The sequence below is a fragment of the Corallococcus sp. AB030 genome (genome assembly GCF_003668965.1).
Classification (GTDB): Bacteria; Myxococcota; Myxococcia; order Myxococcales; family Myxococcaceae; genus Corallococcus; species Corallococcus exiguus.
Genome location: NZ_RAWQ01000080.1, coordinates 23,005 through 38,804, shown reverse-complemented (window position 1 = coordinate 38,804; position 15,800 = coordinate 23,005). Strand labels below are relative to the sequence as shown.

Below are 15,800 nucleotides of genomic sequence, written 5' to 3'. Positions count from 1 at the left end.
CATGTTCCACCGCCTCAAGCGCTTCCGCGCCGTGGCCACCCGCTACGAGAAGACCGCCACCAACTACCTGGCGGTCCTCCACCTGGCCTGCATGATGCTTTGGCTTAATTAGGGACACCCCCTAGGGCGCGCTCATGGGGGCTGAGTAGTGCACCGGCGGTGACTCGCCTGGGAAGGTGGGGATCCGGTCGAGGAACTGCTCGTCCACGAAGCACCAGGCCCAGTTCTCTCCAGGCTCGAAGGATTTGATGACCGGATGGGCGCTGGCGTGGAAGTGCTGGGTCGCGTGGCGTGACGGCGAGTCGTCGCAGCAGCCCACGTGCCCACAGGTCAGGCACATCCGGAGATGGACCCAGTCCCCTCCGTCCTTCAGGCACTCCATGCATCCGTGGCCGCTGGGGTGGACGGGAGCCGTCCGGTGGTGCTGGGTGTCTTCCAGGTGGGGACATGCCTTCTTCATGGCTCGCGCTCCGTGTTGGGGCCTCCGACCGATGGCCTCATGGTGTCGAACATGGGGATGTGAGGGGGGCTGTCGCAACGCGCGTGGCGGCGGAGGCCAGGCAGGCATGCAGCTGCGCCACCACGGCCGCACCCTCTCCAATCGCCGCGCCCACCCGCTTGACGGAGTCCGAGCGCGCATCGCCGATGGCGAACACTCCTGGCAGGCTCGTCTCGAAGCCCAACGGCGCCCGCCCGGCGGCCTCCCAGGCTTCCGCCTGGAGCGGCTCCTCTCCGAGCACCGCGCCCGTGCACACGAATCCCTTCGCGTCCAGTGCCACACCGCAGCCCGTGAGCCACTCCGTGGCCGGATCCGCCCCGATGAAGAGGAAGAGGTGACGCACGTCGTCCGCTTCCTCCCGCCCGCTGGGTCGGTGCCGCCAGCGCACGCGCCGCAGGCCGCGCTCGTCCGAGCCCGCCAGCTCCACCACCTCCGTCTCCATCACCAGCTCGATGCGAGGGGACGCGGCCAGGCGCTCGACGAGGTAGCTGGACATGCTCGCCGCGAGCTCCCGGCCACGCACGAGCACGCGGACCCGACGCGCGTGGCCCGCGAGGAACACGGCCGCCTGGCCCGCGGAGTTGCCACCGCCGACGAGCATGACCTCCTCGTCGGCGCACATGCGCGCCTCGATGGGGCTGGCCCAGTAGAAGACCCCACGGCCCTCGAACTGGCCGAGGTTCGCGAGCGCGGGACGGCGGTAGCGCGCGCCACTGGCAACCACCACGGTCCGCGTGCGCACCTTGCGCCCGTCGGTCAGAGCGAGCGTGAGCGGCGCGCCAGGGGCGGCGCAGCGCAGGGAGGCGACCTCTGCTGGGATGGCCATCTCCACGCCGAACTTCTGCGCCTGCACGTAGGCGCGCGCGGTGAGCGCCTGGCCGGTGATGCCCGTGGGGAACCCCAGATAGTTCTCGATGCGCGCGCTCGCGCCCGCCTGCCCTCCGAAGGCCCGCTGATCCAGGACGAGCACTCGCAGCCCCTCGGAGGCCGCGTACACGGCGGTGGCGAGCCCCGCGGGCCCCGCGCCCACCACGGCGACGTCATAGTGCGTCTCGAAGGCCCCCTCCGGCAGCAGGCCGAGCGCTCGGGCAAGGGTGCTCTCGGAGGGATTCTTCAGGACCGAGCCATCCGGACACACCACGAGCGGGAGTTCCTCCGCGTGTGGCGAGTAGCGCTCGAACAGCGAAGCCGCCTCCGCGCCCCGCGCCGGGTCCATCGCGAGATACGGGTGGCCATTGCGCGAGAGGAAGCCCTCCAGACGAACCCTGCCCGCGCCCTCGGGAGGGCCCACCAGGACGGGCCCTCCGGCGCCTGTCTCGAGCAGGCCCACGCGGCGCAAGATGAGGGCGCGCATGATGCGCTCGCCGAGGTCCGCCTCCGCCACGAGCAGCGCACGCAGCCGGTGCGGGGGAATGACCAGCGCCTCCACTTCCCCTACCGCGTGAGCGTCGACAAGCGAGGGGCGTCCGGAGAGCTGGGCCACTTCACCGAGGAACTGGCCCGGGCCCTCCTCCACGATGGGAATCGAGTGTCCCAGGCCATCGCGCCGGGAGAGGGCCACTCGGCCCTGGGCGAGCACGAGCATCCCAGGGCTCGGTTGTCCGGCCGCGAAGAGGCACTCCCCATCACGAAAGTGCCGGACCTCACCGAAGCGCTGCATGCGCTCGATGTCCCGGGCGTCCAGGACGGGGAACATCTGGGGACGGCGCGACTCGAGGTTCGGAGGCAAAGGAGGGGGAGGCATGACCGTGCTCAATGCATGGGCACGGGACGCGCGGGCGACAGCGCACGGGCAGGGTGCTCCACCGGCCGCCTGCCGTGCCCGTGTCAAAACGGAGGCAGGGACAGGAGGTCTCGGTGCACCCATTCCCGTGACACGTGCCTGCGGACAGACTGCGCGCTTTCGACGCTCGTTCACCCTTCGAGGACGCAGGCCATGTGTGCATTCTGTGATCTGGGGATCTGCCACGACCCGGCGCATCGAAGTGGAGCGCTGATCGGTGAGTGGGTTCGCGACACGTGTCGTTTCTGCTCGCTCGGCATCTGCGCGGAGCACGGTCCCCAGGGGCCGAGCGTGGGTGAGACTCCCGTTCGGCTGTTCGATATCCGGAGGTCCCGCCCGTCCGCGAGCCTCACGCCCGCGCCCTTGTTGGAGGTCCCTCGAGGCCTCTTCGCCATGCCCCGTGCTTCGACCACCGGGCAGGTGCACCTGCATCCCAGTCAGGCCCAGGAGGCGCTGATCATCTCGGGGATCCTCGGCTCTACGATGGGGACGACGCACGCCATCCCGAAGAACATCCATCGCTTCTGGACCGGCGGACCCATGAGTCCCGCGGTGGTCGAAGAGCTGATCGCCGATGGGATCCGGGCGAAGCGGGCGGGCTGGACGTGTCACCTCTGGTATTCCGACGAGGTCGAGCGGGTGCTGGACTCGCACCTCGAAGGGGCGATCGCGAAGACGAAGGGCGTCTTCATCTTCTCCAAGCGCCCTCAAGCGCCCCAGGACAAGCGGCCCCTGCGCGCCACCCAACGGCGCAGGCTGGAGCAGGCGGGCTTTCGGGTCCTCGCCATCGAGCGGCTCGACAGCGGTGGCTGGTTGACGGAGCTGGCGAGCCGGGCCGGCAAATCCGCGCTGGCTGGCATCTGGGATGACGTCAAATACTTCTCGGACCTGGCGCGACTGCTCTATCTCTACTTCGTCGGGGGCATCCACATGGATGTCGACATCTCGCTGGGCGACATGGACCTGACGCAGCAGTATTTCCACAACGACCCGGCGGGACAGGTCCCGCTCATGGGCAGCCTGCTGCGCGACCAGCGCGACGCGTTGATTCCGAAGCTCCGCTACCTCAAGCGGATCCGTCAGCAGAGCGTGCTCACGCAAGAGGAGTATGACGAGTACAGGGATGCGCTGAGGGCGGCGGTGACCAAGGGAGTGAACGCCGCGGGCATGTTGAACGCGTTGATCGCCTCGCGCGGTGGCACCACCCACCTCAAGGACGCCATCGCCGAGTACCGACGGCGCACCGACGGCACCGGGGACTTCATCACGGGAATGGGGCTCGCCCCCATCCTGCTCCTCGGAAGCGCAAGGGCGGGCAACCTGGACCAGGCCCTGAAGTGGACCGTCCCGCCGTACCTCGTGCGCCTGGATCCGGACACCGAGGAAAGCAACCTCTGATGGATCACGCCACCCAAGGCCATCGTGGCCCCGCCGCGCGTGAAGCCGCCGCCCCCCGCGCAGGTAGGATAGGGTCCGACGCGTCGTGCTACCCAGGGTTCTCCTCCCATGACCTTCGCTTCACTTGGCCTGTCGGACGCGCTCGTCCGCGCCGTGGCCGAACTTGGATACGACGAACCCACGCCGGTGCAGCGCGCGGCCATCCCCGTGGTGCTGCGCGGCGGCGACGTCCAGGCTTCGGCGAAGACGGGCTCGGGGAAGACCGCGGCGTTCCTGCTGCCCCTCCTGGAGGCCTTGCGCGCCCGGCCGGGTGGGACGGTCCGGCCGGTGCGGGCCTTCATCCTGGTCCCCACGCGGGAGCTCGCCGCCCAGATCGTCGACTCCCTCCAGCGGTATGGCCGTCACCTGAAGAAGCCGCTGAAGACCTGTCTCGCGGTCGGCGGCGTCTCCGCGAACCCGCAGATGCTGGCGCTCCGGGGCGGCGCGGACGTCGTCGTGGCCACACCGGGCCGCGCGCTGGACCTCGTGGAGCAGAACGCGCTCCGGCTGGGGGAGGTGGAGACGCTGGTGCTCGACGAGGCCGACCGGCTGTTCTCCCTGGGCTTCGCTGACGAGCTCAACCGCCTGCTCACGCTCCTGCCCGCGCGCCGCCAGAACCTGCTGTTCTCCGCCACGTTCCCGCCCGCCGTGCGTACGTTCGCGGAGCGACTGCTGCACGAGCCCACGCGCATCGACGTCGATGACGGCGAGTTGCCCTCCGCGGACCAAATCCTCCAGCGGGCCATCCAGGTGGATGCGCCCCGGCGCACGATGCTCCTGCGGCAGTTGCTGGAAACCCACGCGTGGTCCCACGTCCTCACGTTCGTCGCCAGCCGCTACGCGGCGGACCATGTCGCGCTGAAGCTCAACCGCGCCGGCATCCCCGCGACGTCGCTGCACGGAGACCTCAGCCAAGGGGCCCGTACGCAGGCGCTCGCGGACTTCAAGGCGAAGCGCGTGCGCGTCCTCGTCGCCACCGACGTCGCCGCGCGCGGCCTGGACATCGCGGGCCTGCCCGCGGTCGTGAACTACGACCTGCCGCGTTCGACCGTGGACTACGTGCACCGCATCGGCCGCACGGGGCGTGCGGGCGACCAGGGCGTGGCGATCAGCTTCGTCAGCGCGGACACCGAAGCCCACTTCCGCCTCATCGAGAAGCGCAACAACCTGTCCGTCGCGCGAGAGCAGGTGGCGGGCTTTGAGCCGACGCAGACGGCCGTGTCCGCCGCACCGCCGCTGGATCCGAACGGCGGCGTGAAGGGCCGGCGCAAGAGCAAGAAGGACAAGTTGCGCGAAGCCGCCGCCGCCGTCCCTCCCCCGAAGCGCAAGCCGTAGCGCCCTTCATTTCCGCGAACGCGGCGAATGGGCCGGGGGGGCTTGGGGCTGTCAGCTGCTGAAGGCAAAGGCCCTGATGAGGGGGCTTCAGCGACATCCCGCGCTATCCGAGCGCCGCCTTTCCGTCCGGCTTTCGCTGGAACCGGTAGAGCACGAAGCCCACCGCGAGCGCGATGGCCCCGGCGACGAGGTTCTCGCGCTCCGCGCTCAGCGCGAAGACGACGCACAGTGCGGCGGCTGCGAGGGGAATCACGGGCCCACCCGGGATGCGGAACGCGTTCGGGGGCGCCTGGAGCTTGTGGCGCAGCACGGGCACCGCCAGGGCCGTGCCGAAGTACGTGGCGAGCCGGGCCACCACGGAGAGCGTGGCGAGCACCTCGAACGAGCCGGAGAACGCCAGGGGCAGGGCGATGGCCGTCTGCGTGAGGATGGCGACCGTCGGCGTGCGGTAGCGCGGATGCAGCGTGGCGAGCGCGGCCGGGCCAAAGCCATCCTGGGCCAGCGCGTACAGGTAGCGCGGCCCGGCGAGCACGGTGTTGCTGTTGGTCCCCAGGATGGACAGCACCCCGCCCACGGTCATGAGGAGCCCACCCCAACCCCCGAGGAACCGCTCGGCGGCGTTGGCGAGCGGCGTCTGTGCATCCGCGACCCCGGGCAGCGTGCCCAGCGCCACCCACTGCACCGCCGTGTAGATGAGCGTGACGACGCCTATCTGCACGATGAGCGCGAAGGGCACGTCGCGGCGTGGGTTCTTGAACTCACCCGCCGGAGCCGCCGTGTTCTCGAAGCCGGCGTAGGCGAACAGCAGCAGCAGCACCGCGGACCCCAGGTTGCCTCCATCCCTGGGAGCCACCGACGTCGCCAGCGGCACGGACACGGAGAAGAGGCCCACGGCGATGAACACCAGCAGCGGCACCGTCTTGGTGACGGCGAGGAACACCGCGGTGCGAGCGCCGCTCTTCACGCCCACGACGTTGATGGCGGTGAGCGCGAGCAGGGGCACGGCGATGGCCAATCCCTGGCCCAGGCCCGAGTTCGCCGCGGGCCACAGGAAGCCCAGCGCGCGGGAGAAGCCGACGGACAACGAGGCCACGGACGAGACGCGCGCCAGCCACGTCATCCAGCCGACCTGGAAGCCCACCCGTTCTCCAAAGGCCTCACGCGTGTAGAGATAGGCGCTGCCGGGCTTGTCGAAGTAGCTGGCCGCCTCCGCGAAGCAGAGCACGAGCAGCAGCACCGCCAGCCCCGCGAGCACAACGGCGCCCGTGCTGGCCGAGCCCAGGTTCGCGGCGGCCGCCGCGGGCAGCAGATAGACGCCACTACCAATGACGTCGTTGATGGAGAAGCCGACGATTTCCCAGCGCGATACCGCGCGCCGCATGCCTGGCTCAGGTGGAGGCGAATGGGTTCCGGTGGTCATGGACGGAAGGGGAGGGGAACGCACTGGAGCATAGATGCGGTGAATCCGCGAATTCGTGAGAAGCCGTGCTTTTTCGCAAGGGGCGGCCCGGCCTCGCCGCGGCCCGGCGCACAGGCCGCGTGTCTTCCTCCCTTCGAGGTGCTCGAATGGACACCCATGAGGAACCCACTGCGCGACATCCTCAAGCACATGGAGGTCCCCACGCTGAGCGGGGTCTTCCTCCTGGGGTGCTTCGAGCGACGTGTCACCCTGTACTCGCAGCAGGTCAGGGCCCTGAACCTCGTCCACGCCTTGTTCGCGTGCAAACGGCTCAAGCCGGGCGCTCGGGTCGTGGTGGTCGGTGCAGGCGCGGGTGGAATGACCTTCGCTGCTGGAGCGGCGCTGCGCGGGTGCAAGGTGGACCTGCTGGAGCAGCGGAACGCGCTCCTTCCTCTCTTCGCTGAGAATCGCACCCGCTGGATCCACCCCCATCTTTATGACTGGCCCGCGCCGGGGTCCGAGGAGCCCTCCGCTCAGTTGCCCGTGCTCAATTGGACCGCGGGAAGGGTGCATGAGGTCGTGGAGCAACTGCTCAAGGCCTGGGAAGCGTTGCGAACGACAGACGGCGTGGACCTCGCGGTTCATCTGGGCGCTGAGAACATCACGCTCATCACCTCTCAAGAAGGAGGCCGGCATCGCGTCGGATGGAACGATACGGAGGGCTATACCCTTCCAATCGCTGTGGACGCGTTGGTCCTGGCAGTGGGCTTCGGTGTCGAGCCGCGCGAACCGGAGAAGGGACTTCGCTCCTATTGGGAAAACGATGACCTCGACCAGGAAGTAGGACGTGGGATCCAGTCTCAGACCCGCATCCTCATCTCAGGCACGGGTGATGGCGGGTTGATGGACCTCTGCCGGGCCGTGCTCCGCGATTTCAACCAGGAGAAGCTTCTTCGGGAGTTGCTGACCCCAACCTGTCCCCAGTCATTGAAGGACGAGTTGCTCGCGATCGAGGACGAGGTCCAGGACGGGCGAGTCCGCGCAGACGCTCTCTCGGAGCGCTATCGGGCGCTGACGATTCCGAAGGAACTCGATGCCGGGCTCCGGGAAAGGTTGCGGCCAGGCACCAAGGCCGTGCTCAACGGATACTCAGCGGATCCGTTGAGCACCCAGGCCAGCACCCTCAACCGCTTCGTGGCTTCGCGGCTGTTCTCGCTCGGCGTCCAGTATCGACCCGGCGCCATGACCCCTCCCGTCCGGGTCGGCGGTGAGTACGAGGTGGGTTTCGCTTCCGCCAAGCCCATGCGGTTTGACCGCGTCATCCTGCGCCATGGGCCCCGGTCCTTCCTGGCGGAGGACTTCCCGTGGCTTCCCAAAGAGGCCCTCGCGAAGATGCAGGCCCGGAGCGAGCTTGATCAGACACGAGAGCCACTCTGGCCAGACTCCGCGTTCAGGCGTGTGGGGGAGGCTGCGGCCCCGGTCGTCACGCGTCGCGGTGAGCCTCCTTCCCCACGGCTTCCGCTGCGTGAGAAGTCGCCCCTCATCGGGCACGAGGATGCGCTGGAACGGCTCGTGGGCGCATTGCTCGCGACCGACCCGCCGGTCCTGCGTGTGTCGGGCAGCGCTGGCGTTGGCAAGACCCGACTCCTCATCGAAGCCCTCCATGACCCACGCGTGGCTGAACGTCATGGTAACGCTAGGTACTTCGTCCGCCTCTTGGATGGCACCCGTGGGGAATCCATCTTCGGAGCCATGGCGGAAGCCCTCGCGGTGGCACCGGGTGAGCACCTGCGGGCCCGGGTCCTTGCCGCCCTCGCAGCGCACTCCGCCCTGCTGGTCCTCGACGACGTCGAGGCGGATTCCGAAGGTCCCCTCCTTCAGGGGGTGATGCAAGAGCTCATCCGGATGGAGGGCTTGACGCTTGTGCTCGTGGGCAGGCACCCGCCCAGCCCACGCACGGGAAGGCTCCAGCCGGAAATCGAAGTCCTGCCTCTGGATGGGGTTGAGGCAGGAAGTCTGCTCCAACGGATGGTCCCCCAGATCAAGGTCACCGACCCGGGACTCAAGGCGTTGATCGGCTCGGGGGTCGTGGCGTCGGCCATCACATTGCTCGCGGGACTGGCGAGGAACCAACTCGCCCATCACCCTGGAACCAGCGCCCTCAGCGATCTCTGGCAAGACATCCTGCGCAAGAGCGGTCCACCGGCCAGGATGCCCAGGTCATTGGAGAGTCTCTTCGAGCCTGGAGGACTCCGTGAGTGGTTGACGATGGAGGCACTCCGGTGTCTGGCGCTCCTCGCACGCCTGCCGGATGGCGCCTCAAGAGAGGATCACGCCCGATTGTTCCCTGGTGGAGAAGGGACCGTCCTCACGGAATTGACAGAACTCGGGCTCGTCCATGTGGATGCGTCCGAGCGGAGGCGTGTTCCGCAGCTCTTCCGCGCGGCACTTGGCAGCAACTTCCCCCCAGAGCCTACGGACCTTGCACGCGCCCTCCAGCATTACAGTGAGCTTGCGAAGGAGTTCGGACCTCGGGTCGGCGGCGCTCAGGGAGCACATGCCCTGGAGCGGCTCGTGCCTGAAGTGGAGAACATCGAAGCCATGTTCCTGGAGGGGCTACAGGGCCACGAAGGCCTCCAGGTCATCGATGCGTTGTTGAAGCTCAGCAACTTCTGGCGGTTCTCCGGGTACGGCTCTCCGAGACTGCTTTCACAGGCCCGGGAGGTCGCGCACAAGGCGGGGGACTTCCTGCGCGAGGCTCTCTGTCTCCAGGTGGAAGGACAGGTCGCACAAGAGCGCTCGCGGCATCAAGAGGCGGAGCACTGCTTCAAACGGGCTCTGCCTTTCTTCAAGCGATGCGATCCCGACCACACGGACCGCAAAGCGCTCCTGGGCCATGCGCGATGCATCCGAGGGCTGGGGTCCCTTGCCTTGGACGGAGGGCGGCTCGACGAGGCGGAGGCCTGCTTTCAGCAGGCGCTTGAATACTTCAACAGGGCGAACTCGCCGGTGAGCGAGGGCAACTGCATCCATGGGCTCGGAAAGGTCGCGCTGGACCGAGGAAACATCCACGAGGCACGTCTGCGGTTCGAAGAGGCGCAGCGCGTCTTCGGACAATCGAAGGACCGTCTCGGTAGGGCACACTGTCTGCGCAGTCTGGGGGAGCTCGATGCCTCGGCCGCGCTTCTGGAGGAAGCCCGAATGCTCTTTTCCGAAGTGGGGAACTTGCGCGGCAAGGCGCACTGCCTGCGCGGGCTGGGAGACCTGTCACTCCAGCGCAAGAACCTCGATGATGCGCAGGCGCTCTACGAGCAGGCCCGCCCCCTGCTGAAGCAGGTAGGATCACTGCGAGGAGAGGCCAACTGTCTCCTGGGGCTGGGCAACCTGTCCGCCCAGCGCGGATGGACGGAAATGGCCCGCATCCACTTCGAGGAAGCAGCGCGGCTCTTCGTGCGAGTCGATGACAAGCGGAGCCTCGCGCGGTGTCGCGTCCTTCTCGAAGAACTGGGCCCCACTTGAGAGCAGTTCCACGAAATCACGGCGCCGAATGGGCGGTCTATCGCTTGAGCGATTTGGCCAGCCTTGAGCGCATCCCCGCTTCACAGGGCATACTGACCTGGCCGAATAGCGACTGACGCCCACGTTCACCAGGATGTCGACGATGATTCGCTGCGCATTCATCCAGGAGCTGGGCTCCGGTCGCATGGAGCCAGAGATGCGAGCGCTTCTCGAAGAACTCCGGGAGCGCCAGCTTGCCGTCGAAACATTTACCGCGAAGCAGCTCTCCAGGGGCCAGATACCGTTGGCTCGGGACGCTCTGGTGGCGGGCGACGTACCGACTGTGCTGGGAGCGCTGAAACAACTCGGAATCCCTGCACCCGAGACCCACGATTATCCGCCGAGCCTGAGTTCCTTTCTCCACCGGCGTGTCTGGCGGAGCACCGTGAGAGACCTGAAGGCGGCCGTACTCCAAGAAGCAGGCCCTCCGGTTTTCGCCAAGCCCCATGGGCGCCGTAAACGGTTCACGGGACACGTCTTCGCGTCAGTGGAGGATCTGCTCTATCTGGAGCGCGCATCGGCGAGCACGGAGATCCTCTGCTCGGAAGTGGTCCGATGGCAGAGCGAGTTCCGGGTCTTCGTCGTGCAAGGCACCGTTGTGGGGACTCGCCACTATGGAGGCGACCCTGCACATCGAATCGATGAAGAGCAGGTGAGGCGGGCCGTCCAACTGCTGGAGGAATCTGGAGAGGGTACAGAAGGATATGCAGTCGACTTCGGCGTGCTCGAGTCCGGTCAAACCGCCATCGTCGAGTGGAACGACGGTTTCTCGCTGGGCGCCTATGGCTTGGGACAAGGCCCCTATACCGATCTGACGCTGGCCCGCTGGCTGGAGCTTGTACGGCCTGGATGACGTCCAACGCTCTGCGCGCGACACAGGGCCGTCCGCTGCGCCTCTGGAGGGCTGGCGCGGGGCGAGGCGGGGCGTCACGATGGTGCAGGTGCCGCGCATCCTCGCGCGGTGTCCCATCCCGTCAGGAGGCACACCATGGCCGACGCGAAGGTTTCCATCACCTACTGTACCGCTTGAGGCTACCTGCCCCGGGCCACCCGTGCGGCGGCCGTACTGAAGGACGAACTGGAAGTGGATGTGGAGCTGAAGAAGGGCGGGTCGGGGGTTTTTGAAGTGGCGGTGGATGGGAAGGTCGTCATCAAGAAGACCGGCCTGGCATTCCCCACCGAGCAGGAGGTGGTGGACGCGGTGTACCGCGCCCTGAACCCTTGACGTCGATGGCTTCGCCGCCCGTTCCTGGGAGAGCGGGCGGGCGGGGCCTCCCGGCTCACGCGGGCAGCCGTCGCAGTGCCTCCGCGACGCGGATGTGCCCCTGGAATGCGCCGCTGCCCTGCGGCGTCTCGCCCTTTTCAATGGCATGGGCGAAGCGCACGCCGACGTCCGCCTCCAGCCGCTCGAAAAGGCCCTGGAGCTTCGGGTAGTCGCGGCGGTCCAGCACCTCGTGGTACCGGGTCCACCGGGCGATGCCGATGAAGTAGGCGTCCGCCAGCGTGCGGTGGTCGCCCAGAAGCCATGGCGTGTCGCCCATCAGTGCCTCCAGGTTCGCGTGCGCGGAGACCACCTTGCGGGCCCCCAGGTTCCGCAGCGCCTGCTTTTCGGACTCTGGCAGCTCAGTGTGCTCGAGTGCGTACCAGAGCGGCGAGAAGGCGCCGAAGAAGGTGGTGTTGAGGTACGCGAGCATCTGGTTCAACCGGTCGAAGTCCTCGGTGCCCTGGGCGAACGACAGCCCGGTGCCCACACCGCGCGCGCCCAGGTGGTTGAGGATGGCCATGCTTTCGCTGATGCGGGCGCCCGTCTCCGTCATCAAGGTGGGCGTCTCCGCGACGGGGTTGATCCGGCGGTAGTCCGCGGTGGTGACGTCCTCCGGCATGGCGATGCGGCACAGCTGGTAGGGCCGGCCCAGCCACTCCAGCGCGACGATGGATCCAAACGAGCAGCCAGAGGGGACACCGTAGAAGAGGGTAGGCAATGCCATGGTGATGCTCCTGTCCGAAGGGGAAGGCGTGATGCCTTCGATGGGGACAAGATGGCCGTGGCAACGCGCGCCGTGTAGACAGCGGAACGCGAACGCAAGGTCCACACCCGTGGACGATGAGGCGCGGCCCTTGAATCTCAATGACATCCATCTCTTCGTCCAGGCCGTGGAGAGCGGTGGCTTCGCCGCGGCGGCACGGCGGCTGGGCATTCCCAAATCCACGGTGAGCAAGCGCGTGGCTGAGTTGGAGGACGCGCTGGGCGCCCGGCTGATTCAGCGCACGTCACGGAGCTTCACGCTGACGGATGTGGGGCGGGACTTCCTCGACCATGCTCGCGCCGCCGTGATGGAGGCGGAGGCCGCGGAGAACGTGGTGCGCCGCCGGCAGGCCGAGCCCCGTGGCGTGGTGCGAATCACCACGTCGGTCCCCACGGCGCAGTTCCGGCTCGCGGACCGGCTGCCCCTGCTGGCGCTGGCGCATCCCAAGGTGCGCGTCGAGCTTCACGCGACGGACCGCTTCGTGGACCTGGTGCAGGAGGGATTCGACATCGCCGTGCGCAGTCACTTCTCGCCCTTGCCTGCCTCGGGCCTTGTGCAGCGCCGGCTCGCGGTGGAGTCCACCGTCCTGGTGGCGTCGCCCGGCTACCTGTCCAGTCGCGGCAGGATTCGCAGGCCCGAGGATTTGAGCGAACACGACGGCCTCCTGACCCACGCCATGGCCACGCAATGGCGGCTGCGCGGGCGGGCGGGGGAGACGGTCACCGTGACGCCGCGGGCACGCATGACCGCCGATGAGACGCTGGTGCTATTGAAGGCGGCCACGGCCGGACTGGGCGTCGTCTGTCTGCCGGAGACCTTTACTCTCGTGGACGTGGAGGCCGGGCGACTGGTGCGTGTGCTTCCCGCCTGGACCGCGGGCACGGTGACGACGACGATCCTGACGCCACACCGCAGGGGCCAGCTGCCCGCCGTGCGCGCCGTCATCGACTTCCTGATGGAGGGCGCTGGCGAGGCGTGAGCCACCTGCATCGACGCGCTTCGCCGACCTGCTACGTCAGACGGACTGATCAACGTTGAGGTTGTGAAATCACTGTTCGCCGGAATTGCTGGAGCATGATATGCATTGCGGTGGGATTGTGACTGCTTGTGCAGACGCCTGCCGCGACTGGATACGCGGTCGGTCGACGGCCCAACTTGCGAGGACTCATGAATACGAGAATGAACCTGTCGATTGTCACGCTGGCTGTTCTGGTGATGTCCACGAGCGCGAGCTTCGCTGCCACACCTGACGTGGGGGATGTGTGTGCCGGGGAAGGCTCGCCGCCGTCCGGATTCCCGAGCTGCGTGTGGTCGATTCCGGTGACGGGTTGCGAGGTGTTGCTCGACACAGTGGGCACCGCCAGCGCGTCGGAACTCCGCCAGGCGTGGGCCGAGGGGCGAGCGCCGAGGCTCGCGCCCCACGTCGTGACCAACGGGGAAGGCACGCTCGCGGTCGATGCGTTGCTGCACGCGACGGGTGAGCTCTCCGGCGTGATCGGCAGTGAGTTGCCGACCTACGAGCTGCCGGACGGCGACGCTCAGGCGACGGTGATGGCTGGCACGCTCATCGGCCCCTGGGGCCAGTCAGGCCAGATGTCCCTGTTCAAGATCGCTTTCTACAACTGGGGCAACGGCCACTGGACGATCATCATCGAAGTCAGTGATCACAATGGCTTCTTTTACGACACCAAGATCGGCTGGGGCTACCTGCTCTGAGTTGACCCGCCCGCTCAAAACCGGGCCCTTGCCGGTGCGCAGGCAAGGGCTCGGGTGCACCTTCTCAAGTGAGTCAATCGCGGGCAGTGGCTGAATCCTCTCCGAGCCAGCTCAACCGTACGCGCGTGCCTCGCGGCTCCAGTGCGTGGATGGACAGCGTCCACCCGAAGCGCTGGGCAAGTCGTTCCACCAGCGACAGTCCGATGCCGTGGCTCTCTCTTCCGGGCTCCACGCGGCCAAAGCCAATCCCCGTGTCGGTCAGGGTCCACGCCTGGGGCTCGATGGTGATCACGATGCGACCCTCGTCAGTGTATGCGAGCGCGTTCTTGAGGAGGTTTCCCATCATCACCCTGGCGACGGATGCAGGGACGGGCGCGTGGACTTCGCCCACGGACTCGATGGTGAGCTCGATGCCGCCACTGCGCCGCAGGTGTCCGTACAACGCGAGCAGCTCTCGCGAGACGCGGTGCAGGTCGCAGCGCTCCTCGGATCGGCGCTCGCGGGCCAGCCAGAGGATGCCCTCCGTCAACAGGCCCATCTGGCTCACGGCCCGGCGCAGCCGGTCGAACGTCTCCGTGTCTCTTGGCGGATCGAGCTCCAGGATCTCCACCGCGCCCTGGGCCACGGCTAGCGGGGTGCGCAGTTCGTGACTCGCGTCGCGGTTGAACCGCCGCTCACGCTCCAACTGCTCCTGGATGCGCGCGTCGCGTGCGAGCAGCGCGTCCCGCAGCGCCCGGACCTCGGCCACTCCGCCGTCATCCTCGGGCGGTGGTGCCCCGTCGGCCCGGATCCACTCCACCATCCGCTCCAGCGGTCGGCCGAGCCGACGGGCCACGAGGCGGGCGAGGAGCGCGGCGGCCAGCAACGCCAGCAACGCACTCGTGAGAAGCAGTCCCGCAGTCCGCTTCAAATTGTCCGTCGTGCTCGTCAGGCGCGTCACGTCGAACGCGAAGTACAGGCGTTCTCCTCCAGCGCCGGGGCGCACCGCGACGTGGAAGTGTCCATGCTTCCCGGCGGACACCTCGTACTCTCTCGGAGGCGCGTCCGGACGCAGGCGCTCCGCGAGCCAGGGCGGTAGCGCGGAGTGGCCGTCATACCGCGTGATTCCGGGGACGTGACCTGGTTCGCTCCGGTCCGCTTCCGCGGCCACGATGCGGCTGAAGATGACGTCCTCGAGGTCGTAGCTGAAGAGCGTGAAGAACCCGCCCATCAGCACCAGCGCGAACGCGGCGGACAGCCCCATGGCGCGCTGGAGTACGGCGCGCACCGACCTGCTGGACCTAGCGCGCATCCAGGCGGTACCCCTCGTTGCGCAGGGTGGTGATGGCATCTTCGAGCCCCAGCCCGGCGAGAGCCTTGCGCAGGGCATAGACGTGCGTGCGCAGCGCGCTGGACTCGGGCGCTTCGTCCCCCCAGAGCCGCTCCGCCAGCGTGGCCGCGGGGACGGCTTCGGGCGCGGCTTCCATCAGCCACCTCAGCAACAGTGCCTCGGTGCGGTTGAGCCGGACGGAGCGCCCACCCCATTGCGTGTGCCCGCTCTCCGGCTCCAGCGTGAGCCCACCCCACGTCAGCTTCCGCCCGCTCGGAGGCACGGGCCGGCGCGCCAGGGCTTCCAGCCGCCAGCGCAGCTCCCGGAGCGAGAACGGTTTGACCAGGTAGTCGTCAGCGCCCGCCTGGAAGCCCGCTTCCTTGTCCTCGAGCGTGTCCCTGGCGGTCAGCATCAGGATGGGCACGAGCCGGGGCGCGACCTGCCGGTATCGCTCGCACACATCGAGGCCGCTCATGCCGGGCAGCATCACGTCCAGCACGATGACGTCGTACGGATGGCCCAGCGCGAGCGCGAGCCCCTCGGGCCCGGTGCTCGCGAAGTCCAACTGGAAGTCCGGCTCCAGGAACCGCGCGATGTTGGCCTGGAGGTCGCGGTTGTCCTCGATGACGAGCACGCGCATGGAAGTAATCCGGATGCTACCCGCGTCTACGTCAAACGAATGTCAGCGCGTAGGTGACGCCTGGCTGACTGTCGCTTCCGCACGCTCCACGGCCTCT

General features: G+C 67.8%; 13 protein-coding genes and 1 pseudogene. 8 read left to right on the top strand and 6 right to left on the bottom strand.

Annotated features, from left to right (window positions below):
• Positions 1-112 (top strand): annotated as a pseudogene (locus tag D7Y15_RS20010) (IS5/IS1182 family transposase); the annotation flags it as partial.
• Positions 113-121: 9 nt separating this feature from the next.
• Here D7Y15_RS20010 and D7Y15_RS20005 read toward each other — a convergent pair.
• Together D7Y15_RS20005 and D7Y15_RS46605 are read right to left on the bottom strand one after the other, a co-directional pair.
• The gene (locus tag D7Y15_RS20005; protein ID WP_121753603.1) at positions 122-460 is read right to left on the bottom strand and encodes a UBP-type zinc finger domain-containing protein; all 339 of its coding nucleotides are present in this window, start codon (positions 458-460) and stop codon (positions 122-124) included.
• Between the two features lie 37 nt (positions 461-497).
• The gene (locus tag D7Y15_RS46605) at positions 498-2,243 is read right to left on the bottom strand and encodes an FAD-dependent oxidoreductase (protein WP_121753602.1); all 1,746 of its coding nucleotides are present in this window, start codon (positions 2,241-2,243) and stop codon (positions 498-500) included.
• Positions 2,244-2,675: 432 nt separating this feature from the next.
• Between D7Y15_RS46605 and D7Y15_RS19995 the strand changes: the two genes are divergently transcribed.
• Complete coding sequence (locus D7Y15_RS19995) at positions 2,676-3,680, top strand: hypothetical protein (protein ID WP_148712816.1); 1,005 nt, start codon at positions 2,676-2,678, stop codon at positions 3,678-3,680.
• Between the two features lie 108 nt (positions 3,681-3,788).
• Entirely contained in the window at positions 3,789-5,054 is a 1,266-nt protein-coding gene (locus tag D7Y15_RS19990; RefSeq protein ID WP_120581379.1) for a DEAD/DEAH box helicase, read from the top strand.
• Positions 5,055-5,157: 103 nt separating this feature from the next.
• Here the strand turns inward: D7Y15_RS19990 and D7Y15_RS19985 are convergent, their stop codons facing one another.
• Complete coding sequence (locus D7Y15_RS19985) at positions 5,158-6,435, bottom strand: APC family permease (protein ID WP_121753600.1); 1,278 nt, start codon at positions 6,433-6,435, stop codon at positions 5,158-5,160.
• Between the two features lie 195 nt (positions 6,436-6,630).
• Between D7Y15_RS19985 and D7Y15_RS19980 the strand changes: the two genes are divergently transcribed.
• From D7Y15_RS19980 to D7Y15_RS45290, 3 genes are all read left to right on the top strand, one after another.
• Positions 6,631-9,972 carry a tetratricopeptide repeat protein gene (locus D7Y15_RS19980; RefSeq protein ID WP_158624438.1) on the top strand — a complete coding sequence of 1,114 codons (3,342 nt, stop codon included), beginning with the start codon at positions 6,631-6,633 and terminating at the stop codon, positions 9,970-9,972.
• A gap of 142 nt (positions 9,973-10,114) precedes the next feature.
• Positions 10,115-10,864 (top strand): ATP-grasp domain-containing protein, encoded by a 750-nt coding sequence (locus tag D7Y15_RS19975; RefSeq protein ID WP_121753599.1) that lies wholly within the window; start codon positions 10,115-10,117, stop codon positions 10,862-10,864.
• A 135-nt stretch (positions 10,865-10,999) separates the two neighbouring features.
• Positions 11,000-11,236 carry an Rdx family protein gene (locus tag D7Y15_RS45290; RefSeq protein ID WP_233605030.1) on the top strand — a complete coding sequence of 79 codons (237 nt, stop codon included), beginning with the start codon at positions 11,000-11,002 and terminating at the stop codon, positions 11,234-11,236.
• Positions 11,237-11,291: 55 nt separating this feature from the next.
• Here the strand turns inward: D7Y15_RS45290 and D7Y15_RS19970 are convergent, their stop codons facing one another.
• The gene (locus D7Y15_RS19970; RefSeq protein WP_121753598.1) at positions 11,292-11,999 is read right to left on the bottom strand and encodes a glutathione S-transferase family protein; all 708 of its coding nucleotides are present in this window, start codon (positions 11,997-11,999) and stop codon (positions 11,292-11,294) included.
• Positions 12,000-12,129: 130 nt separating this feature from the next.
• Between D7Y15_RS19970 and D7Y15_RS19965 the strand changes: the two genes are divergently transcribed.
• A complete protein-coding gene (locus D7Y15_RS19965; RefSeq protein WP_120577770.1) occupies positions 12,130-13,017 on the top strand; it encodes a LysR family transcriptional regulator in 888 nt (295 codons plus the stop codon).
• Positions 13,018-13,217: 200 nt separating this feature from the next.
• Positions 13,218-13,754: a hypothetical protein gene (locus tag D7Y15_RS19960; RefSeq protein ID WP_121753597.1), complete on the top strand. Its 537-nt coding sequence runs from the start codon at positions 13,218-13,220 to the stop codon at positions 13,752-13,754.
• 73 nt (positions 13,755-13,827) lie between these two features.
• Here the strand turns inward: D7Y15_RS19960 and D7Y15_RS19955 are convergent, their stop codons facing one another.
• Positions 13,828-15,045 (bottom strand): HAMP domain-containing sensor histidine kinase, encoded by a 1,218-nt coding sequence (locus D7Y15_RS19955; RefSeq protein WP_169821327.1) that lies wholly within the window; start codon positions 15,043-15,045, stop codon positions 13,828-13,830.
• On the bottom strand, positions 15,035-15,703 hold the full coding sequence (locus D7Y15_RS19950) for a response regulator transcription factor (protein WP_120577772.1): 669 nt from the start codon (positions 15,701-15,703) through the stop codon (positions 15,035-15,037). Before D7Y15_RS19950 ends, D7Y15_RS19955 begins: the two co-directional genes overlap by 11 nt.
• Between the last annotated feature and the right edge of the window lie 97 nt (positions 15,704-15,800).